At 65.9% G+C, this 19,721-nt stretch carries 33 protein-coding genes; 7 read left to right on the top strand and 26 right to left on the bottom strand.

Going from position 1 to position 19,721, the window contains the following annotated elements:
* Positions 1 to 13: 13 nt before the first annotated feature.
* From ACO1BU_RS24805 to ACO1BU_RS24775, 7 genes are all read right to left on the bottom strand, one after another.
* On the bottom strand, positions 14 to 1,936 hold the full coding sequence (locus ACO1BU_RS24805) for a phage terminase large subunit family protein (protein ID WP_424138655.1): 1,923 nt from the start codon (positions 1,934 to 1,936) through the stop codon (positions 14 to 16).
* Positions 1,899 to 2,483, bottom strand: a complete 585-nt coding sequence (locus ACO1BU_RS24800; RefSeq protein ID WP_424138654.1) for a hypothetical protein — start codon at positions 2,481 to 2,483, stop codon at positions 1,899 to 1,901. Before ACO1BU_RS24800 ends, ACO1BU_RS24805 begins: the two co-directional genes overlap by 38 nt.
* Positions 2,484 to 2,681: 198 nt before the next feature.
* On the bottom strand, positions 2,682 to 3,278 hold the full coding sequence (locus ACO1BU_RS24795; protein WP_424138653.1) for a hypothetical protein: 597 nt from the start codon (positions 3,276 to 3,278) through the stop codon (positions 2,682 to 2,684).
* A gap of 4 nt (positions 3,279 to 3,282) precedes the next feature.
* A complete protein-coding gene (locus ACO1BU_RS24790; protein WP_424138652.1) occupies positions 3,283 to 3,432 on the bottom strand; it encodes a hypothetical protein in 150 nt (49 codons plus the stop codon).
* The gene (locus ACO1BU_RS24785; RefSeq protein ID WP_424138651.1) at positions 3,429 to 3,566 is read right to left on the bottom strand and encodes a hypothetical protein; all 138 of its coding nucleotides are present in this window, start codon (positions 3,564 to 3,566) and stop codon (positions 3,429 to 3,431) included. Before ACO1BU_RS24785 ends, ACO1BU_RS24790 begins: the two co-directional genes overlap by 4 nt.
* Positions 3,563 to 3,889, bottom strand: a complete 327-nt coding sequence (locus ACO1BU_RS24780) for a hypothetical protein (protein ID WP_424138650.1) — start codon at positions 3,887 to 3,889, stop codon at positions 3,563 to 3,565. The genes ACO1BU_RS24785 and ACO1BU_RS24780 overlap by 4 nt, the downstream gene beginning before the upstream one ends.
* Complete coding sequence (locus ACO1BU_RS24775; RefSeq protein ID WP_424138649.1) at positions 3,886 to 4,194, bottom strand: hypothetical protein; 309 nt, start codon at positions 4,192 to 4,194, stop codon at positions 3,886 to 3,888. Before ACO1BU_RS24775 ends, ACO1BU_RS24780 begins: the two co-directional genes overlap by 4 nt.
* Before the next feature lie 101 nt (positions 4,195 to 4,295).
* Here ACO1BU_RS24775 and ACO1BU_RS24770 point away from each other — a divergent pair, with 101 nt between their 5' ends.
* Complete coding sequence (locus tag ACO1BU_RS24770; protein ID WP_424138648.1) at positions 4,296 to 4,547, top strand: hypothetical protein; 252 nt, start codon at positions 4,296 to 4,298, stop codon at positions 4,545 to 4,547.
* On the top strand, positions 4,544 to 4,768 hold the full coding sequence (locus ACO1BU_RS24765; protein WP_424138647.1) for a nuclease: 225 nt from the start codon (positions 4,544 to 4,546) through the stop codon (positions 4,766 to 4,768). Before ACO1BU_RS24770 ends, ACO1BU_RS24765 begins: the two co-directional genes overlap by 4 nt.
* Here the strand turns inward: ACO1BU_RS24765 and ACO1BU_RS24760 are convergent, their stop codons facing one another.
* The 19 genes from ACO1BU_RS24760 to ACO1BU_RS24670 form a co-directional block, all read right to left on the bottom strand.
* Entirely contained in the window at positions 4,769 to 5,023 is a 255-nt protein-coding gene (locus ACO1BU_RS24760) for a hypothetical protein (RefSeq protein ID WP_424138646.1), read from the bottom strand.
* Positions 5,013 to 5,270 carry a hypothetical protein gene (locus tag ACO1BU_RS24755; RefSeq protein ID WP_424138645.1) on the bottom strand — a complete coding sequence of 86 codons (258 nt, stop codon included), beginning with the start codon at positions 5,268 to 5,270 and terminating at the stop codon, positions 5,013 to 5,015. Before ACO1BU_RS24755 ends, ACO1BU_RS24760 begins: the two co-directional genes overlap by 11 nt.
* A gap of 5 nt (positions 5,271 to 5,275) precedes the next feature.
* Positions 5,276 to 5,563: a hypothetical protein gene (locus ACO1BU_RS24750; RefSeq protein ID WP_424138644.1), complete on the bottom strand. Its 288-nt coding sequence runs from the start codon at positions 5,561 to 5,563 to the stop codon at positions 5,276 to 5,278.
* Positions 5,560 to 5,955 (bottom strand): hypothetical protein, encoded by a 396-nt coding sequence (locus tag ACO1BU_RS24745; RefSeq protein WP_424138643.1) that lies wholly within the window; start codon positions 5,953 to 5,955, stop codon positions 5,560 to 5,562. The genes ACO1BU_RS24750 and ACO1BU_RS24745 overlap by 4 nt, the downstream gene beginning before the upstream one ends.
* A complete protein-coding gene (locus tag ACO1BU_RS24740) occupies positions 5,952 to 6,230 on the bottom strand; it encodes a hypothetical protein (protein WP_424138642.1) in 279 nt (92 codons plus the stop codon). Before ACO1BU_RS24740 ends, ACO1BU_RS24745 begins: the two co-directional genes overlap by 4 nt.
* Positions 6,230 to 6,529 (bottom strand): hypothetical protein, encoded by a 300-nt coding sequence (locus ACO1BU_RS24735; RefSeq protein ID WP_424138641.1) that lies wholly within the window; start codon positions 6,527 to 6,529, stop codon positions 6,230 to 6,232. Before ACO1BU_RS24735 ends, ACO1BU_RS24740 begins: the two co-directional genes overlap by 1 nt.
* A complete protein-coding gene (locus ACO1BU_RS24730) occupies positions 6,519 to 6,920 on the bottom strand; it encodes a hypothetical protein (protein WP_424138640.1) in 402 nt (133 codons plus the stop codon). The genes ACO1BU_RS24735 and ACO1BU_RS24730 overlap by 11 nt, the downstream gene beginning before the upstream one ends.
* A gap of 285 nt (positions 6,921 to 7,205) precedes the next feature.
* Positions 7,206 to 9,347 carry an AAA family ATPase gene (locus tag ACO1BU_RS24725; RefSeq protein WP_424138639.1) on the bottom strand — a complete coding sequence of 714 codons (2,142 nt, stop codon included), beginning with the start codon at positions 9,345 to 9,347 and terminating at the stop codon, positions 7,206 to 7,208.
* Between the two features lie 2 nt (positions 9,348 to 9,349).
* Complete coding sequence (locus tag ACO1BU_RS24720; RefSeq protein WP_424138638.1) at positions 9,350 to 10,213, bottom strand: hypothetical protein; 864 nt, start codon at positions 10,211 to 10,213, stop codon at positions 9,350 to 9,352.
* Positions 10,214 to 10,645: 432 nt separating this feature from the next.
* Complete coding sequence (locus ACO1BU_RS24715; protein WP_424138637.1) at positions 10,646 to 11,314, bottom strand: hypothetical protein; 669 nt, start codon at positions 11,312 to 11,314, stop codon at positions 10,646 to 10,648.
* A 1-nt stretch (position 11,315) separates the two neighbouring features.
* A complete protein-coding gene (locus ACO1BU_RS24710) occupies positions 11,316 to 11,639 on the bottom strand; it encodes a hypothetical protein (protein WP_424138636.1) in 324 nt (107 codons plus the stop codon).
* A gap of 3 nt (positions 11,640 to 11,642) precedes the next feature.
* Complete coding sequence (locus ACO1BU_RS24705) at positions 11,643 to 12,053, bottom strand: RusA family crossover junction endodeoxyribonuclease (protein WP_424138635.1); 411 nt, start codon at positions 12,051 to 12,053, stop codon at positions 11,643 to 11,645.
* Complete coding sequence (locus ACO1BU_RS24700) at positions 12,050 to 12,589, bottom strand: HNH endonuclease (protein ID WP_424138634.1); 540 nt, start codon at positions 12,587 to 12,589, stop codon at positions 12,050 to 12,052. Before ACO1BU_RS24700 ends, ACO1BU_RS24705 begins: the two co-directional genes overlap by 4 nt.
* A complete protein-coding gene (locus ACO1BU_RS24695; RefSeq protein WP_424138633.1) occupies positions 12,589 to 12,972 on the bottom strand; it encodes a hypothetical protein in 384 nt (127 codons plus the stop codon). Before ACO1BU_RS24695 ends, ACO1BU_RS24700 begins: the two co-directional genes overlap by 1 nt.
* Complete coding sequence (locus ACO1BU_RS24690) at positions 12,969 to 13,382, bottom strand: helix-turn-helix domain-containing protein (protein ID WP_424138632.1); 414 nt, start codon at positions 13,380 to 13,382, stop codon at positions 12,969 to 12,971. Before ACO1BU_RS24690 ends, ACO1BU_RS24695 begins: the two co-directional genes overlap by 4 nt.
* 120 nt (positions 13,383 to 13,502) lie before the next feature.
* Positions 13,503 to 13,670, bottom strand: coding sequence for a hypothetical protein (locus tag ACO1BU_RS24685; RefSeq protein ID WP_424138631.1), 168 nt, complete (start codon positions 13,668 to 13,670; stop codon positions 13,503 to 13,505).
* Entirely contained in the window at positions 13,670 to 14,137 is a 468-nt protein-coding gene (locus tag ACO1BU_RS24680; RefSeq protein ID WP_424138630.1) for a hypothetical protein, read from the bottom strand. Before ACO1BU_RS24680 ends, ACO1BU_RS24685 begins: the two co-directional genes overlap by 1 nt.
* The gene (locus tag ACO1BU_RS24675; RefSeq protein WP_424138629.1) at positions 14,121 to 14,825 is read right to left on the bottom strand and encodes a hypothetical protein; all 705 of its coding nucleotides are present in this window, start codon (positions 14,823 to 14,825) and stop codon (positions 14,121 to 14,123) included. Before ACO1BU_RS24675 ends, ACO1BU_RS24680 begins: the two co-directional genes overlap by 17 nt.
* Positions 14,825 to 15,055 carry a hypothetical protein gene (locus ACO1BU_RS24670; protein ID WP_424138628.1) on the bottom strand — a complete coding sequence of 77 codons (231 nt, stop codon included), beginning with the start codon at positions 15,053 to 15,055 and terminating at the stop codon, positions 14,825 to 14,827. Before ACO1BU_RS24670 ends, ACO1BU_RS24675 begins: the two co-directional genes overlap by 1 nt.
* On the opposite strand from ACO1BU_RS24670, the gene ACO1BU_RS24665 reads away from it, so the two are divergent.
* The 5 genes from ACO1BU_RS24665 to ACO1BU_RS24645 form a co-directional block, all read left to right on the top strand.
* Complete coding sequence (locus ACO1BU_RS24665; protein ID WP_424138627.1) at positions 15,044 to 15,847, top strand: helix-turn-helix domain-containing protein; 804 nt, start codon at positions 15,044 to 15,046, stop codon at positions 15,845 to 15,847. The genes ACO1BU_RS24670 and ACO1BU_RS24665 overlap by 12 nt on opposite strands.
* Before the next feature lie 565 nt (positions 15,848 to 16,412).
* Positions 16,413 to 17,213, top strand: coding sequence for a hypothetical protein (locus tag ACO1BU_RS24660; RefSeq protein WP_424138626.1), 801 nt, complete (start codon positions 16,413 to 16,415; stop codon positions 17,211 to 17,213).
* A 449-nt stretch (positions 17,214 to 17,662) separates the two neighbouring features.
* A complete protein-coding gene (locus ACO1BU_RS24655) occupies positions 17,663 to 18,142 on the top strand; it encodes a hypothetical protein (RefSeq protein ID WP_424138625.1) in 480 nt (159 codons plus the stop codon).
* Positions 18,143 to 18,469: 327 nt separating this feature from the next.
* Positions 18,470 to 19,039 (top strand): hypothetical protein, encoded by a 570-nt coding sequence (locus ACO1BU_RS24650; protein WP_424138624.1) that lies wholly within the window; start codon positions 18,470 to 18,472, stop codon positions 19,037 to 19,039.
* Positions 19,040 to 19,185: 146 nt separating this feature from the next.
* A partial coding sequence (locus ACO1BU_RS24645; RefSeq protein WP_424138623.1) for a Gabija anti-defense Gad2 family protein occupies positions 19,186 to 19,721 on the top strand: 536 nt, incomplete at its 3' end.

Here is a 19,721-nt window from a genome sequence, read left to right as displayed (position 1 = left end):
CCTCCGTATCCTCTCAGCGCCCTCGACGGCTGATCCAGGTCGAGGGCCGGTTGATCCATGCGGGCGGCCGGGTGTCCGCGGTGCTCTCGGCCGAGGCTGCGGGCCGCAGCACCTCACCGACGTCTTCCTCGTTCATCTGTCCTCCGAGGCTGCGCGCGTACTGTGTCCAGAACCGATCGCCCATTCGGTCTGCGCCAAGCTCGGACAGAGCTGCCCGGGCATAGACCTCGCAGTCCAGCGCCTCGTTCCTCTCGCGGAGTTTCCGCCACTCCTGCCGGCTGAACTTCTGCCGGGTCTGGACGGTCACAAACTCCTCGGAGACCAGCTGCTGGCACTCCTCGGCGTCGATCCACGCCGGGAGGTGCACCCAGCCGGGCGGGAACCCCTCACCGGTGCGCGGCTGGCGCAGACGGCTGTAAAGCTCGCCCTTCCAATGCCCCGAATTGATGGTCCAGAGCCGCAGGGCCCGGCGCAGCTTTCGTGCACCCTCTTTGGCATCCACATAGCTCGGCTGCGAGACCGGCCTGGAGGCGTTGTTGCCGCCTTTGACCGGCATAATCCGTACATCGGCCAGCCGCCGGAGATGGCCGTAGACCGCAGCGGTGTCATGGCCGCCGGTATCCACCGCCATCCTGGCGATCACAGCTTCCGGCCCGCCGTCCTCCGCTGGGAAGGTACGCGCCAGCAATTGCCGTACGCCCGCCCAGGTCTCCCATACCGCGGGCGACCCCATGAATATCTCGCGCGCCACAAGCCACTGCTCAAATCCAGGCCCCCAGGCCCAGACGCGGGCCTCGATGCGGTCCCCCTGGCAGTCTGCGCCAGCGGTCAGGATGAGCGCGCCACGGGGCAGCACGCCCTCGGCGAACTCCTCACGGCGCTCCAGCAAGCGCTCCCACTCCGGGGCCTCGCCCTTCTCGCGCCAGGTCTCCCCGAGCGAGGTGTTGACGAAGACCTGCAGTTCCTCAGGGCTGGAGCATGCCAGGAATTCGGTGACCGTCTCCTCGATCGTGCGCCAGGGCGAATAGAGGACCGAGATGTGGAAGCCCGCCACTCGCGCGCCCGGCCTCTCGGCCCGCCACCCACCTCCCCGTCGGCGTGCCGTTGCCACAGCTTCCCAGCGATCAGCGTCCGACCAAGCGGCCCCGCAATGTTCGCAGTGGTAGGCGGCGTCGGCCGCCTTTGCTTCTGGCGTTGGCAGGTCGTTGTTCCAGCGGACCTGAGCCCACTTCAGCACCTGGGGCTCGTCGCAGTGCGGACATGGCACCCAGTAGCGGCGCTTGTCCGACCGCTCGTATTCGGCCTCGATGCGCGACGTGCCCGCCTTCTTCGGACTGCTGACGATGACGATCTTGCGGTTCCAGAAGTTCTGGGTCCGCTTCACGCCCTGCCCAATGGGATCGCCCTCGCCACCGGCATTTGCGCCGTAGCGGTCCACCTCGTCGAAGCAGACGATCCGGATGTTCTTCGCGGCCAGGCCGGTCGGAGCGTTCGCGCCGACGATGTAGAGCCGGCCGCCCGGGAACACCTTGTGCAGCGTCGTGTTCTGGCTGTCCCGGCTGCGCGCCGGGGCGATCTTGCTCCGAAGGGACGGGCTGTCGCGCAGCATCGGCGCCAGCTTGTCCCGCGACCACTCCTCGGCCGCCGTCTCGGTCGGGTAGACCACCAGAATCGGCGCAGGGTCCTGGCCGATGTGGAAGCCGCAAAGATTGTTGATCACCTCGGTTTTGCCCACGCGGGCCGAGGCCATGAACACCACCCGCTCGACGCGGGGGTCACTGATCGTGTCCATGATCTCGCGGAGGTATTCCGCCCGCGCCGTGCTCCAGCGGCCAGGCTCAGCGCTCGTTTCCGCCGAGAGGTAGCGGTAGGTATCGGCCCACTGGCTGAGGGACAGCCTAGGCGGCGGCGCCAGCCTCCTCAGCGTCCGCGTCATCAACCGCGCCGCGACCGGCCCGGCGTCGAGCGCGATCCTTGATGGTGGCGACGGCCTCGGTAGCGGCGAGGTCGCCGCAGGCGTCATGGACGATCTCCGTCAGCTTGTCCTGAATGCCCAGGGCTGTCTTCTCGCCGACGAGCACCGGTGCGGCGCGCGACGGCACGGCCAGCATCTTGCCGCGCACAGCGTCGAAGACCGTGCCCACCACGGCTTCCATCTCGGCCGCCGGCACCAGCTCGGCCCGCAGCTGGGCGTTGATCAGTTCGAGGCGGTCACCGCGCAGTCGGCTTTCGCGAGCGCGGTTGGCATCCAGGTCTTCGGCCGCCTCGGAGCCGCCGCCAGCCGCCTTCCCAGCAGCCGGGCGGATATGGGCGCAATAGGCGCGCACCGCGTCGCCAAGCACGTAACGACCCGCCCCGTCGTCAGGAATGACCCCCTCATCCCGCAATTCGCGGATACGCCGTTCTGACACGCCGATGATGGAGCCAAGGGTCGCAGCCGAGATGACCTCGGCGGCTGGATTGGCGGCGGAACCCCTAGCCACGGCCAGAACCTAGGAAATTGGCGCGCTCCTGCCACCCGCATACGTTGCAGACTGGGGAAGGACCCGTGGCCCGGAAGCCACACTCGCGCCCGACGCATAGCGCTGCGCGCATCACGCTCAAAACGCATAACACCCGGAGGCCGAAGACCACCGGGCGCACGTATCCGCGCGCTTCTTGCCCCATCTTCAGCGAGCCCGTCAAGAGGAATGTTCCGGGTCGAGGCGCTTCAGCTTCGACACTTCGGCCAAGGCGGAATGCAGAGTGGCAAGCCACCGTACGCCGGGGTGCTGTTGTAGGCACATCGCGATCAGCAGCTCCGCCTTCTGCCCAGCGATCTCCCGCCGCTTCAGAAACCGCGTCCAGGATGCGCGCGCCTCATCTGTCGCGTCGTCAGCCTCAACGGTAGGGTCGCGCCGCTCGCCGGGCGGGGAGCAGGTACGAGGCTCCAATCCGGCTCGGCGGAACAGGCCATAGACCCGCAGCGCCTGCTGGTGCTGATCGTCGGTCATTTGCCCCCGGTCCCACATGCGGTCGATTAGATGCACGTCTCGGTAGGCCATGGCCGCATAACCCGGCATGTCGCTCGGCAAACGCTCTGGCGCGCCACGATCAACCATAGCCGGTCCCTCAGTGCCACGATCCCCAGCCGGCATCGCCGCCTCCCGCTCTTCGCGCTCCGCCTGGATCTCAGCTTCGCGCCTCGCTTTAGCGTTCCACGCATCGGCATCAGTGGTGTGGTGCACGTACATCCGTTCGGCAGTGCCAGCGGGCATGGCCGTCTTGGCCATCATCATCCCCTCACTCCCCATCATCATTCGCCCTGTGCCATTCCATCCGCTCCACTTCCCCCGTAGTGAGGTTGATCTGCAGGGCGACGCGGATGGTGTCGCGGAGCTGGCATCGCTCGCGGCTGAGACGCAGGGCCCAGCGGTCGAGGGGCGGGGTCATGGCTTCACCACCAGAAAGACCACCGCGCCGATCAGCACGGCCAGGGCGGCCATGAGCGGCAGCGCGATGACGGAGGCCAGCGACCCCGTGGTGACTGGCGGCGACACTGGAGGCTTCGGGCGCGGCGGCTTCATCGCGGCTGCCTCCCGTAGGTCGCCAGATCGCGCGCGCACTGGGCGCACATCGGCGGACCGCCACAGCGCATTCTCACCCCGTCAGGCCGTGGCCAGACATGACCATGGCCGGTGTTAGTGCCCCAGCCCGACGCGCCGATGATAGGGCCATCCTGCACGCGTCCGTCCGAACCGACGCGCTTCCACTCGGCCGGGTTGCTCACCTCAACCGTGCGGACGGCGATCTTGCGGTTACCCCGGTCGAGGATGACGACATACCCATCGCCATTGGCGTGCTGCACGACGTCGCCCTCGCGGAGGGCCCTCAGCTCGGCCTCGGTCACGGCTTCGGCTCCACAGTCCGCACATTCGCGGCCGCCAAGGCGTCGAGAACCTCCGCTGCCGCCGCGATGCTGTCCCGGCAGGCGAAGGCCTCCATACCGGCCGCCAAGCGGCAGACGGTGCGGGCCAGCAGGACAGCCTTGAGCTGCTCGCTACTGAGCATGTTCAGCCCGGGCGGCGGCTTGGTGCCGGACGGCATGGGGATATTCAGGCCGGGGAACCGGACCTCGGGCTTCCTGCCACCGGTGCCCTGGTGGGGCGGTTCACCGGGACCACCCTGCGGCATGGTGGGTTGGTAGCCTCTCATGGGGTGCGCTCCCCGATTTCCCCTTGCAACCCGCGCCCATCTAACCCATTATGCACACATGGCGAGACGATGAAGTCCGCCGGAACGAGAGCGAGCCTCCGATGAGCACCACCACCGCCGACCTGACCGACCGCAACCTCCTCGCCCAGATCGACCGGGCTCGCGAGGAAGCGCTGAAGTTCGCCGCCGAGCAGCACAAGCTGGCTGCGGAGACGAGCAAGCTGTCCGCCGAGGCGGACAAGCTGCGTCGGGATACACGCCTCGCCCCGTGGGTCCTGGCCTCGGCCATTATCGGCGGCGTGGTCGTGTCGGCGGTGAACATCATCCTGAAGGTCGCGGGGATAACCCCGTGACCCCCACCCGCTTTCGAGAGTGCCTGGACGCGCTGCACTGGACGCAGCGCGGGCTGGCCACGATCCTGGGGTGCGCGGACACCCTGACGCGCGGATGGGCTTCCGGGCGCGGGACAATCCCCGAGCCAGTGGCCGAGTGGCTGGAAGAGCGCGCCCGCCAGGCGGCTGAGACGCCCCCGCCGGAGGATTGGCGCCGGCCGAGGTTTGGGCGGGCCGCATAGTCACCGCTCCCTCCCGCGTTTCAGGGCGAGGCCGAGGCGAATGGCCCGCTCGGCCTGTTCAGGCGTCAGCGGCAGAGCGCGCACAGCCTCGATGAACTCGCGCGTCTGGGCGGTCGTCTGGGAGGGGGAGAGGAAGCGCTCCGAGGGGTTCCGAGGCAGCCACCAGCGCCGGGCCGCCCCACGCCCAGAACCGCCCTCGCGCCCCTCCCCCACCTCGCCGCGCTGGCCGCGGGCGGTCATGGGCTCAGTGGACATGCCGTGCTCTCCAAGCCCTCTCCAGGTTCAGCAGCAGATCGACGCTCACCCCAAAGGCGCGGCTCATTCCCTCCGCACTCCCGCCAAGCAGCAGAAGCGGTTCATCGGGGCCCACCTCGAAGTAGATATCCAGCGCCAGCCGGTTCACCGCCACGTCGCCGCCCATGCGCTGAGCAAGGTCGTCTCGTGACCAACCGCGCGCCTCTAGTTCCTCCTGGATGAACTCGCTCGGGTGAAAGACTTCCATCGGTCTCACTTCCCCTCCTCCCGGCTCGCGGCGGGGGCGGTGGGGCGGAGGTAGCGCCAGTCACAGTGGAAGGTCTCCTCGGCCGTCTTGATGACTAGCCCTTCGCCGGGTCGGTGCTCGGCGCACAGGAGACCAAGGCGACACGCCATGTCGGCGTCGCTTCCCTGGGCCACGACCGCGCCCCCATCAGACAGCACGATCTCAAAGTCCGGCCACTCGTTGCTGCCAGGGCGGAGACCCCAGAACGGAGCAACCTCGGCCAAGCGGTTCAGGACGTTCTGCTTCTCACTCACCGCCCCCCCCTCCCCTCGCTCTCGACCACCCCCTGGGCGGTGGTGAAGACCTCGCGGTACACCTCCTCGCCGTCCGGAGTGCTGACGCGGATCGACACCTCGCCCTTGCCGTCATCGACCCAGATGAAGGTCTCGTGCGGCACGTTGAGCAGCTCGACGCCCTCGAACACGCCTCGGTAGGCGTGACCGATCGCCAGCCAAAGACCGAACTCCCGCAGGCATTCGTCCAGCCGGTCCAGCGGCACGTCGAGGAAGTCCTTGACCGACCGGATGGTGTACGTGGAAGGCCCACCAGCGCCTTCCGCCCCTTCCCCGCTACCCTGCCCTACCCGACCCCCGGAAACGCCGCCCACGGCGCCGCCATCACCGTTTCTGGCCATGTTGGCGGTCATGGGGTTGGGTCCTGCTGATTGGTGGTGCTAGGCGCCCGCAGCATCGGCGGCAGGCCACGGCGGGCGAGCCGGAACTCGATCACCACGGCGTTGAGCGGCTCGTGCCGGTGCATGCACTCGCCCAGCATCCGCCGGTACTCGTCCGCGAACTGCCGCTGAGCCTTGCACTCGCGCTCCCAGAACTCGGCCAGGGACCGGTAGATGGCGAGCCCCGCCCAGCCGATGCAGAGGCCGATGGAGGCGCCCAGGACGGCGCCTGCGATGAAGGGTTCCATCACTCCCCCTTCCCACCCAGCCGGTCGCGCATGGCCTGGAGGCGGGTGCGGTCGGTGGGCGGGACGGCCAAATCCTCCCTCAGCGCCGGCCGGTCGCTCGGCCCGGCATAGGGACGCAGCCAGCGGTCATCGGCGGAGCAGGCGGCGCTGCACACGACCACCAGCGGCGGCAGGCAGCGAGCAGCGTGGCCGCCCATCTTCACCCGCCCGCCGCAGACGAAGCAGCCGGTGGGGCGGTCGGTCTGGCCCAGGGGGACGTAGTCGATCGCGCCGGCGATCCCGGTGCCCTCACGCGCCATGGGACGCACCCCTCTTGGCCAAAGCCCGCGCCCAGTCCGCCTCCGCCAGCTTGGCGAACTCCTGGCGGGCGGCCTGGATATCGACGTAGCCAGGCGAGTAGCTGTGCGCGACGAACAGGGCCCGCGACTGGTCGTGGGCGTCGCTGGCGTCCAGGCACACAGGGGTGGTGAACCCGCCCGCCGCGTCCACGCCCTGCTTCCAGGCGATGAACGCGCGGTTATCCATCTGCGACACATCCACCACCGTGGGCCTCCACCTCTCCACCTTGGCGTCCCAGGCAAAAGCCACCCAGGCGTTCATGGACGGAATTAGGTTGAGGTCGGCTGCCTCCTCGGTCGCCTTCTCCTTCACCGTCGAGGTCGGCGCGGCGTCCCAGTCGAAGTCAGACATGGACCGCCTCCGTGGTCCCGAGGGCGGTACGTGGTCCCCTCTTAAGGGAGGGGACCACGGGACCACTGCCCTGGTCCGGCGTGGTCCGAAGTGGTCCGGGACCACGGGACCACTTGTTTTTGCTGGGTTTTGCGTGGTCCGTAACCGGAGCGCAAAAGTGGTCCCGGACCACTTTTGCGACGTGCATTTTTCGGGACCACGGGACCACCGCATTTTCAAAGGCTTGCGTGCAGTTATCCACAGTCCGAAAATTCAGTGACGGACCACAACGAAAGACCGCGAGGGTCACGACAAATCCTCCCTGTGGAGCATGACGGGGCTGTTGGGGGCGTCGCCATCGATGACCTTCCACATGCGGACGGTCTTGCCATCGAGGCTGATATCGACGGTCTGCGGGATCATAGGCACCGCCTGGCCCAGCGCTTTCCGAGCGTGTCCGCTCGTCATCCCTAGCGCCTCTGCCACCTTCCGTAGTGTCAGCCGCCCCTTATGGCCGCCGAGGGCGTGCGCGATCTGCGTCAGCAGTTCTATGGGCTTGTCCGGCTCTGGTGGGCGCTCTGCGGGATCCAGGGGCATGGGCACCAGCGATGACCGCCCGATGCCGACGGAGACCTCCTCGAGCCGCAACACGAGGTCGTCGGCCTCCGCAGCATCCTTCTGGTTGTCATTGATGAGGCGGACGAGGTGGTCGCCGGCCTCCTGGACGAGGATGGAGGCTTCCACGGCGCCGGTGATGGCAGTGGATCCGCGCATGCCTCGCTCCACATCCTTGCCGGTGTGGTGAACCGGCATGACGGTGCACTTGATCTCCTCTTTCACCCGGTCGCAGCCCGCGATGACGAGGCCGATGTCCTGGGCGCTATTCTCGTCGGCGCCGGGCATCATTCGGGCCATGGTGTCCAGCACTGTCAGCCCGATCGGCTTGTCTCCGACTGTGTCCTTGATCTCTTGGATCAGCTCCCCGACCACGGTCTCGTCCCGGAAGTTGATCCGATGCGGGATGACCCAGAAGGGGATGTCCGGCCCGATGCCGTAGCGAGCTCGCATAGCCTTGGACCGGACCGTGAGGCCGCGGACACCCTCGCCCGCCACATAGACCACCCCGGCTTGCCGAACCTTCTTGCCGCACCAGTCGCGGCCGGCGGCGATGTGCAGCGCCATGGAGTAGACCACAAAGGTCTTGCCCACCTTCGGCGGACCGTAGGGGATGACGATCCCCTCTTCCGGCACCAGGCCGTCGATCAGGTATTCAACCGGCGGGAGGGCTTCCATTTCCTCGAGCGTGAGGATCTGGATCTTCTTCTTCGGTTTGGGCTGGTCACCGGTCCCACCAGTAAAAGGGGGCGCCTCCCCTTCCCATGAAGCGGAAGCCGGCCTCGTCCATCCGGCCTGCTGCGCCAGGTAAAAGATGGTTCCGGCGCCAATCTTGGTCGGCGGTGAGCGGAAGAAGTGCTCCCAACGCCGCCGGCAGGCCAAGTCATCGTGCTTCGGGGACTTGGCAGACCAGTCCATCCACGCCGCCAGCCCCTCAGCGGATCCGCCTGTCGCTGCCCATGCAGCCATGCCGACGCGATTCCAGATCTCCCAGTGTTCGTCACCGTTGGGGATCGCGCCCAGCGCGCTCGCGATCATAGTCGCATCGGCTTGCCGCAATGTCTCACCGAAGAGGGACGAGACGATCTTTCCCGGCTTGGTCCCCGCCCCCGCCTCGAAAGCCGTAATACCCGCCAGGTCCACCGCCTCGCCAAGGGCGGACAGGGCCTCTTCGAGATGGATCTCGTGATCCTCGCCCTCGGCCACGATCCGGGCGAGCTTCGGCCGCGCCTTGCAGTTCCAGGACCCCGGCCAGCGGAGGGGGTGAACCGGCGGGGCAGCCGTTGTATCGCCGCCAACCAGCAGGGCAGCCAGCCGCCTCGCCTCCTGGAGCTGGTTATGCTCGCGCTCGGTCGTGGTAGGCTCCGCAAGCCGCCAGTGGATATGCAGCTTCGGGAAGACCTCTCCCGTCGCCGGATCCACCCATTCACCACCGGAAGCGACAACCAGGGTGGCCGGCCCCAGAAGGAACTCCAGACGCGCCCGGGCACGGGTTGTGTCGCCCTTGTCGATCTCGACGGAAAGGGCCACGCCACTGGCCACGTCCACCATCCGGGCTCGCTGGCCGTTAAGGAAGGTCGCGACGGGCGGTGCGAAGACGACCGGCGGCGACTGGTTCGCCACCATTGTCGCCACCTCGGCCGCCCGCCGCGCCAGGTTCTGCGTCCCATCAGCAACTGGGACTGCCTCGATAAAGACCGGCGGCTTGCCGCGGTCGAACTGGTCGAAGGCCCGAAGGGACACGAAGGACGCAGGATCGGCGTAGCGGAACAGAAGGTCCACGAACCGGGCGAGAGCCGCCCCCTCAGCAGCCAGGGCTCCTGCGTCCGACATGATCACCGCCCGTCGAACCGGTGCGCGCGTGCAGCTTCCGCGGCCCCGCGGTTGCCAACGCAAAGGTCCATGAAGTCGGTACCGAAGTTGTGGACGTACCGGTTCTCAGCGACATGCAGCGGATCGCCGAAGGTCATCACTGCCGAGTTGCTCGATCGCCCCAGCGCCGAGATCAGACGGTACTCGCGTGGCGTGGCCGCCCGGATCTGCTTGGCATGGAACCGCCAGGCCTCCGGGAGGTCGAAGACGACCGCTGAACTATGCCCGGCCGCCTGGATAAACCATAGGTCCGTGGTGCCGATCGTGTTGTGGTCGGGACCAGGACGCCGCTCATAAGACGCCGCCAGGGACATCGAGAGCGATACGCTAACCACTGGGCGATGCGCCATGGCCCGCGCCAAACCGATTTCCACGATGGTTCCGAAGGCGTCACCCGACGAGAGATGGGCGCAGACCACATCCGAATGGCGGATCGTATTCAGACACGTCTCAAAGATGGTTGCCTCGTGCTCCCCCATGCACGTCTGGGCCATATGCAGGTTGTCCGGCATGTGACCGCAGCCATGGTCGCACGAGCCCGGAAACGGCCCGACCTGCATCAGGGCAGCGTCGTCCATCCAGGCCAGCCGAGCCGCATCGAGCCACGCCACAGGAGAAAGCTCATCCTCGATGCCAGCCCGCCGGTTGCGGTCCGTGACCGAGGCCTCGCCTCGCCACTCATGCTCAGCCGACATCTTGCCCGCCAGATAGACGCGGGGCGCCTGGATCCGCGCCCACTCGTTCTCTGGCTTCACCTCATGGGTGATGTTCTTGCCTGCGAGAGTGACGAGAAAGTCCGGGAGGTAATTCTCGCCGTTCACGCTCACTGGCTGTACCTCATAGGTCCAAGGCACGCCCACCAGGTCAAAGAAGAATGCCCAGCGCGCCTCAAGCCGGGACCGGAACCGGTATCCCTTGTAATTCGTTTCTATCGGACGGATTATGTTCACCGACTGTCTGCCCTCTCAGGTGTGGACGGGGATGCCGGGTGGGTTCGCGGCCAAACCAACCCACCCGGCTCTTTCCTCAGAACGAAACAGATCTTTCCATTTCACGTGCAGCCGGCGACCTGACGGTTTTCAGCCGCCAGATGCCTAAGGCGCGGGACGCACCGCAGGTAGGCCAGCGCTCCAAGACGCTTTTCGCGTGGTTGACATGCACCCGCGCTGAGGCTGCATCTTCTGCGACCTCAACCTTCTGCTTGCCAAAGCGCGTCTCGTAGACGACGAAAGCCTTTGGGTTGCGGAGGCGGCGAGGCATCACCTGAACTCCGGGGCGAACGGGATAGCGTCTTCGAGCATCGCGGCGGTGGTCTGAACGGGAGCAGGCGACGGCGCAGCAGTAGTCACTGCGGGCTCCGGCCGAAGCTGCTTCACCGGCTGCGGTACAGTCCGCTCCCCCAGCTCCGCCGGGCGGTCCTGCCACCCGATGATGTTGAACACCGGCTTGTAGTTGGTGCTCGACTGGCCCTTCCCCTTGGAGACGACAGCCGTAGAGCCGGCGAACTCCACGACCGGCACCTTGCCCTCAGCAGCCTCCGGCGCCGCCTCGAACTTGGTGTGCAGCTCGTTCACGGCCTCGATCACGCAGCCGGCGCTTGAGGAGAACTCGCGGACGCCGCCCAGCATTTTCGGCGCGAAGAGTTGGGCCAGAAACGCCTGCTTGTGGTCCGGCGACGGCCGCGTCGGCATGGCATGCCCGAGCGGGACCATCATATACTCCGGCCCCATGCCGGCGACGTACTTCGCCCAGCCGACCTTGATGCTGCCGAAGTCGAAAATGAACTTCGGCTTATCCATGGTGATGTCGGTATCAGTCTTGTTCCCACCGCCGTCACGGTCGGGGCGGAACATGCGACCGGCACGCGCGTCGTACTTCACGTATTCCTTGAACTCGCCGGACGAACCGGTGGACAGGCCTAGAGCCATTTTACAGATCCCATTGTACAGGCGTGGTGGCCGGTGGCGCCGGCCGCGCATCGGCCACGGCCCAGATGGGCGTGGCGATCTCGTAGGCGGGCAGAGCCCGCAGGGCCGCATCCACTCCGGCGCGAAGGCGCAACCAGGAGGGGCGGTCGAAATGGAGAAGGCGCTCAAAGAGGTGCCTCGTTGCTGAGGAAGTCAGCACCGCGCCGGCGCAGCCACGGCAACAGCACTGGGAGACGGAGATGATGACCGCCTCCATCCGCGCCTCTGTCGGGATGCGGGTGCCCATGATGTCCATGGGCTCAGGCTGTGGGAGGTTGAGCGCCACGCCCTACACCTTCGCCACGGTCAGGACGGTCTGAGCCTGCTCGGCGTAGCGCTTACCCACGACCATGCGGACGATCTGCTTGTCGTCGCGCCAGACGATGCCGTTCAGGGCGTCACAAATTAGCTTGGCGCAATTGTCGAGGTCGGGCTTGCTGGTGGGCCAGAGACCGCCCGCAAGGGCATCGGCGCGCTTCCGCTTCGACCAGCTTTGCGGGACTTCCACGGCGATCTCCACTTTGACCGTCACGGGCCCATCGAGAGGGGCACCAGCCATGGCGTCGCGGCCGCAGGACCGAACCCAATTCTCAGCCGTGACCGTCTTCTCGTCGCTGTATGCCCGCGGACGGCCGCCGAAGGATGAGAACCGAGGGCGGCCTTTGCCGCGAAGCATGCCTGGAATGGTGATTGTGATCATGCCGGGCTCCTGGCGAACTCGCCGTGAAGTTCGGCCGCCGCAGCGGCGCGAGCAGCGCCTGCCGCTTCTGCTGTCCCAAAGCGCCCCAGCCTGATCGTGCGCCCGTCTTTCTTGATCTCCGCGATCCACCGCTGACGAGCGCGGTCGTAGCGAACCCCCTTGAACCCAGAGGTGTTATTTCGCTGCATGCGGCTGTTCCGCATGTTCTCAGCGTGACTGGCTAGGCGCAGGTTCGCCCAGCGATTGTCGGACGGCTCGCCGTTGATGTGGTCGATGAAACGGCCCGGCTCATCTCCGGTCATCATCAGCCAGATTAGGCGGTGCGCGAGGTAGTTGCCTCCCTCAAACCGGACGTAGCGGTAACCGTCCGGTTTGACACATCCGGCATCGTCCGAGCGTGACTTTGGGCCGGGGCGGGTATGGCGCCAACGCAGGACGCCCGTCGTCGGGCAGTAGGCAAGCCGCGAGCGTAGGCGATCGACAGGAGGGAGGGGCCTCACGCCGCGCATCTCGCCGGGGATGACGATCGTCAGCATCAGGCGATCACCGCCGCCAGCGTTGGCCCAACCTGATGCAGGCCAGGCCGGCTGCCGTCAGTCGTTCCCCGCCCCACAACAGGGCCGCCCCGAGGCGCCCCAAAATCCATTCCATGCGTCGCCTCTAGGATATGAAGTTCGTGTTTGGCCCGGGCGATCCGGGTGCGCAGAAGCTCCGCGCGCGCAGCCTGGGCTGCGAGATATTCGGCGGCGTCGATCCGGCCGGCCGTTCCTTCAGCCAGGGAGCGGGCGCGGCGTTCGGTGATGCCTACGGTCCGGGCGAAGACCTCCAGCCCCCGGGCGCGGCCGTGCTCCTCGATGAAGCAGCGGACAGCGGCCTGGGTGGATTGCGCCACGTCCTTGGCGAAGATGGACAGCTTCATGTCGCGTGTTCCTGTGCATGCTTGTGGACATGCAGGACGACGTGTTCACCAGACGCATTGCAGGAGTTGGTCGGGAGGGCGTTGGTAGCGCCCTCCCCGCCCTGCGCGGCACGGCGATCCGCACCGAGTGCAGGAAGGACTTCCTCGCGCGGCAGACCGCCGGCGTAGCGAAGCTTGCGATAAAGCGGGGAACGGCTGGGCGCCGTCCACACCTTGGACCCAGGACCACGAGGCCGACCACGCGGATGGCATGGGACAGATTCAACGCCAGCCTTCTGAGCGCGCCGGACGATGTCGCGGACGGTGGAATAGTTGATGCCAAGTTCCATCGCGATCGCGGACGGCCGCTTGCCCTGGCGAGCCAAGGCCAGCACGGCGTCGTAATCGTGCCTGCGGGGACGCTTGGCCATCTAAGCCCCCCTCCCCGCGCGGTGCTCCATTTCCTCGATCCACGAAATCCCAAGGACGAGGACGAGCAGCCCGGAGATGGCGTACCAGAGGCAGGCAATGGCGGTGATGGTGGCCACGGCTCAGCCTCCCGCCAGCCACACGACTAGCCCGATGACGGCGAGCCAGCAGGCGATGGCGAAGGACAGGAAGATCGGAACCGGGTTCGCCGAACGCTCCGGCTCAGGCATCTCCGGCGGGTTGGCGCCCGTGCGCCGCATCCCGGCATGAAGGGGGATGATGCGGGACATCAGGCGGCGTCTGCTTCGGGCGATTGCATCTGCGCCAGTCGGATGAGCGCTTCGCCGCGACGGATCGTGTCGCGCCCGTGGACAAGCAGATACTCCCCGGCCTCCCGCAGCTCGGCAGCCGTTAACGCGTCCGGAACGAGTTCCACAAAGTCACCTCGGGACGGCACAAACACCCGCTCGCGGTCAATCTGCTCCACGGTGCTGCGCTGTTCCTCCGGCCAGAGCGCGAGCTGCGCGGCCCGAGGCGGCGCCGTATCGTCATCGCGGAAGTGGCGAGACAGAACCTCGCGAACGAGTTGGTTCCAACCCTTGGACAGGACGAGGGTCATGAGTTCCTCGTCAGCGAATGCTTCCTCGCGCCGAACCGTCAGCAGAGCGTTGACGACAGCCGGGGCATTATCAGGACTGACGGCATCGGCTCGCGCCAACTGCACCAAGCGGCGTGCGCGTTCATGCGGCTTCGACATGCGACTTCTCCATGAGGGCCAGCCATTCCGAAAGGCGCTCCGACGCAGTCCGCGCTTCGGTAAGCAGCGGCCCACGCAAGGACGGCGGCGTCCGATCGGCCACGGCCGTCAGATCAGCGGAAAGGTTTGCCAGCGTCTTCACGGCGCTGGTCCAGTCGATCCAATCGGTGCCGATGGGGGCGACGGAGACAGGCTCGGCAGCGCGCGGGGCGCGTGGCTCTCGCGGTCCGACCGTCGCCACGATGGCGTCCTTCACGGCAGACCGCAGGCCGTCCATGGTGGCCGGCTCTCGCTCCTGGCGGGCCCGTGCGAAGTAGGTCTCGGCCGCAGCCTTCGCCGCGTTCTGCGCCTGCTCCTGTCTGCCGCCGGCCAGTTCCTCGTAACGGTGCGCGGTGCTGGTGCTGAGACCGGCCTCGGCGAGGATGGCCGTCTTTGTCTGCGTCCCAGCGTCGGGATGCAGATCGGTCCGCGCACGCTCCGCCGTTTCGATCTCTCGCGCCAGCTCGCCAATGCGAATGCTGGCGCGAAGCTTGATTTCCTGCACCCACACTTCGAGGTCGCGGTCGTCTCGCTGGCGCGCGTAGAGAGCGAGGGCTGCAGCCTTGTCGAGAATGTCCTTGGCGTCATCGACGCGGGCACATTCAGCGAGCGCGACGCGGGCCTGCTCGTAGCGGACGAGGGGCCCCATCAGGCGGCCTCGCTCGGGGCTGGCGTGCGCTGAGTAACAAGCCGCCGTCGCTCGCTCGCGATGTACTCCATCGCCCTGGCAATCGTGCTGAGGGTCATGTTCTGCCGCTCACGCAGGCGGCCGACGAACTTCCCGTCGTTGACGGCCTTCCGGCCGAAGGTGCTCTCGGCAATGCCGCGCTCGGCCACGAAGGCTTCGATCTCGGTCAGAAGGGCGGATTGGGCGTCCATGATGAGGGGAGCGTAATGGGACGCCTCCCATCATGTCAATGGGATACATCCCCTCTGACGCGAATCGATCCGGAGTGGGACAAGTCCCACATGATCCAGGAACCAGGGACATTCATCGCGAGAGAGGTCGAGCGCCGGATGCTGGCCCTTGAGATGAACCAGAAGCATCTCGCTAGAGCTGCGGGGCTGAACGAGACTTACGTTCGGGACATCCTCAAAGGGAAATCGAGGAACCCGAAGCATGAGCACCTAGCCAAGCTGGCCGATGCCCTGGGCTGTACACTCAATGACCTTCTCCCGCCCTCCCCGCGGAAAATGGGGTACGTGCTGAAAACGGACCCCATCGAGGCGGCTGAGGGAGAGGAATCTCTGTTCACCACCCCCGTGCCTGAGATCGACGTCTATGCGGGCATGGGCGCCGGAGGGCTGAGCGACGAGGAACACTCGCCGGGCCAGTGGCGCCTGCCGACAGAATGGCTCAGGCAGGAAGTCCGCGGCGACTTAGCCATGATCCGGATCATCACTCTTGAGGGGGACAGCATGGCTGACACCCTGGATCCCGGTGACAAGGTGGTGGTGGACCTGAACCGTACGACCCCGAGCCCGCCTGGCCTGTTCGTGGTGTTCGACGGCATGGCCCTGGTGGCGAAGCGCCTAGAGCACATCGAGGGTTCAAACCCGCCCAGGGTCCGGATCATCAGCGATAATCGCCGGTATCAGACCTACGAACGGGTCCTGGAAGAGATGCACGTTGTTGGCCGGATCATGGGCCGATGGCAGCGCCTATCGTGACCCGCCTTTGGCCAGCCCCGCCCCTGGCCAGGGCGATGACGGAGGGGGAGCAGGGGTGACGCCCTTCCAGACAGCCATTGACCATTTTATAGCATCAGAGAAGGTCGTCGTTGGTGACTTCGCCTGGGAGGATTCGACCTATACTGATGAAATGTTCGGGTATTGGCTTCTGCAATATAAAGGGGAGGTAGGACCGCATCGTTTACAAGTAGTCGCCCGACCCTTTACTCCGTGGAAGGGATACGTGGTGATGATAATGTTTGAGTGGATGGGGCGCCTCTACCCGGTTGCTCGTCTCAACGCGGACACACCCGACCACGACCACGTAAATCAGCCACCTTGGCCGCCAAGCATACCACCCTCGGTGAGGGGAAATCGGGTATATATGTGGCGCGACAATAGACTGGCGTTCACGCCGACGCTTCTCGGGCTTCCGTATGCGCGGCAGATGGCGGAGCGGCCATTAACCTTGCATTCAGCCATCCGTTTCCTAGCAAGCGAACACGCAATTGTTGTCGCAGATGCCGCGCTGCCCGATTATCCTCACCCAAACAGGCTTCTGTAAATGATTGATTTTCAGGTTGCCGCCGCACCAGGCTCGGGGAAAACCCTCACCATCCTGCAGCTTCTCGGCAGGGTTGAGAACCTGCGCCCCTTTGGCGATGCGGTACTCGTCTCGACCGACGTCCTCCTGCCTGATGGGTCAGCCGTAGTGCTGTCGGTTGAAGGCGGCAGATCTGGCACTCGGTTTGTCGTGCACGATAGCGGCGCGGGCCTCGCGGTCCTCAGCAATGCCGGCCTTCCCGGCGGCCCTCATGTTGTTGCGGCTGCAAACAGAGTCGTTCGGTCGCGGGGACTTCACATGGAGGGGGCAGCGGTTGCGTCTCCCCCTGTAGAAGCCGAAGCAGTTCCCGCCATGATCAAGTGGGTTGCCGACAGCGCCAGGCGGGCTGCTGAGGCAGCGGTTTCAGAAGCGCGCAAAAAGGAACGGCGGCTTCTTCGGGAGCGCGTCCAGGGTGAGCTGCGTCGAATATTTGGAGAGGCCACCATCCTGCAGAAAGGGACCCTTAGGGGGCGCAGCAATGACGCTCACAGGTTTGATTTCCTGATTTCTGCTCCTGGCGGCCTGAAGCTTGCCCTTGACACCCCGACGCCTGATCCCTCTTCAGTTGCGGCAGTTGTAATAAGACATCTTGACGTGAGAGCTGCCGAATTACCGGGAGTAAGACAGGCGATCGCGTTCGACGAAGCAGACGCTTGGCCGTCCAACAGCCTAGACCAGCTAAGATTGGCTGGTGTGCCACTGATAGCTGAACCTGAACTCTGGCGTCTCCCAGAGCGGTTTGGCTTAGCTCAAAGCACCTAGAAGACAGATCGGCCCCGCCCTAACCGGCGGGGCTTCTTCGTTCAGGGCAGCAGACAAAGAAAAGCCCGGCAGGGATCGGCCCGCCGGGTAAGTTCTTCCAGACTACACTCATCGGGACGTCTGCGTTTGTAAGGCGTCCCGTCTAGAGGATGGCAGTCCGACTAGATCTCCTCAACCCCGGCGGCGCCGTGCCCAGACAAAGAAAAGCCCGACGAGTGGCCCCGCCGGGCGAGTTAGTGGAGCGCACCATGCCAATGCGGCTGATCTAACCGCCCGCCCAGAACGATTCCGCACCGCATCAGGTTGCCGCCTCACCCCGCCCGCTCCGGCCGGCGGGGATTTTTGTGCGGCGATGATGGGATGCCTCCCATTTCTATGTTGACAGTGGGATGCCTCCCATTCATCATCCCCTCACCACCCGCCACCCCGGCCGGGAGAGAGGAAGACGAATGGCACAGGAAGGACAGCGCGACCCGGAGCGAGCCCTATTCGCCCGCTCCGCTGCGACCGCCGCTCTCGTGGATCTTCTGGTCGCCTGCCCTGAGGGCGGGGCCGTCTCCTTCGCGGAGATGATCAAGGTCACGAACCGCGATGTGCAGCGGAAGGATCGTCACCTTCTGGACCGCGCGCGTGCCATTGCACTGACCGAACATCGTGCCGCCTTCTGCGCGGTGGTTCGCGAGGGGCTGCGCCGGCTGCGCGCGGACGAGCTGGCCCATGAGGGACAGCGCCGGATCAAGACCATCAAGGCCGCTGCCAAGCGCGGCGGCAAGATCATGGACAGCGGCGATGCCGCCCGCCTCAAGCCAGAACAGCGCCTCCAGCACGCGGCCGTCCGCGGCCTGCTGAGCGCTATCGAGACGACGGCCGGGACGCCTCAGGCGCCGGCCGCAAAAGGATCACGCGACCCCTACGTGAGGATCGCGTGATGTTCACCGTCCCGCGCCGCGGCGTATCGCAGCGCAGCGCGACGCAGCACATCGCAACGCATCGCCCGGCGACGCTCCCCCGGCTTCGGCCTGGGGAACGCCGCTGGTGTTCCCGCCACGTCGCTCCGTATCTCAGCGCAGCACACCGCCGCGCCGCGCATCTCATCGCAACGCTCCCACCTCCCGGTGCTTCGGTGCCGGGAGAGGGGAACGGTGTTCCGTTCCACTCCGCGTGTTCGCGCGTCGCATCGCCCCATGGCGCTCCGCTGCGTGTCGCAGCGCATCACGCCGCGTCTCACCGCACCGCCTCTTTCTGGGAAAACATCAATGCTGACCTGCACCGCCACTATTCAGGGCATCAGTCCTTACAGCCCGTCTCGCTATGTTGACCCAAGCCTGAAGAAGGCTGGCGAGAAGCATGACGAGTTCGATCAGCGCATCTGGCGTGAGAAGGCGCACACGGATGCCCAGGGGCGTATCGTCATCCCCTTTATGTCCTTCAAAAAGGCATTGGACGGTGCCGCTCGCCTCACGCCGCGCAAGATCAAGGGGCGTGGCCAGCAGACATACGGCGCCCAGTTCAAGTCAGGAGTATTGCTGACCGAGCCGCTTACCCTGCCGGTTCTCGCTTCTGAGGTCCGAGGCGAAACATTCATGTGCAGCAGCACGGGCGACAGCCGAGGCGTTGGCGGTCGCGTACCGCGCACCTTTCCAATGATCGACGAGTGGGGCGGCACCCTCACCTTCTACATCGTCAACCCGACAATCGACCGGGAGACCTTCGCCACATACCTGCGGGAGGCAGGGCAGTTCATTGGGATCGGACGGTTCCGGCCCGAAAACGGCGGCGTGAATGGTCGCTTCAAGGTCGACGCAACCGAGTGGGCGGAGGTCTGACGCTCACCTAGAGGGCCGGTGCGCCGACCCTCGAATGATCGTCAGACAAGGAGAACGAGCGAGATGGACGGCACTGAGAGCACCCTGAGCGCTGCGATCGCGCTGGCCTCGTTCCTGGCCGTGGCTGTGGCGATGGTGGGGTTGTGATGAGCACGCAAAGATGGCCGCTGGTCGATCTGCTGAGCAGGTCCACCGACGTGGACTTCGCCGAGACCACCCTTGCAAAGGTACTGGCTGGCCTGCCTCCGCTCACTTCGCAAGGACCATGGCTGGCAGGAGGCGCGCTGCGTCGCACGTTGCTGGGTCAGGAACCGAAGTCTGACTTCGATATGTTCTTCCGCGATGCCGACCAACTCGCAGCGTACCTGAGCAAGCTGGAAGCCAGCGGCTTCCGCAAGGTGCGTGAGACAGAGCACCACGTTCACCTTCGCGGCGCATCGGGCGAGATGAAGCTGGAGATCGACGTGCAGTTGATCCGCTTCGCCTTTTACCCGGATGCAGAGGCTGTCCTCGACAGCTTCGACTTCACCATCTGCCAATTCGCCTACGACGGGGAGACGCTGACGGCGGGTGAATTCGCGCTCTGGGATCTAGGACGGAAGCGCCTCGCCATCCACCGGGTGTCCTTCCCGGTCTCCACGATGCGCCGGATGATCAAGTACGCGTCTCAGGGCTTCACGGC

Source organism: Roseomonas chloroacetimidivorans (assembly GCF_049629625.1).
Taxonomy (GTDB): Bacteria; Pseudomonadota; Alphaproteobacteria; order Acetobacterales; family Acetobacteraceae; genus Roseomonas; species Roseomonas chloroacetimidivorans.
Note: the sequence above shows the minus strand (reverse complement) of the source record. Positions and strands in the feature narration are given on the sequence as shown.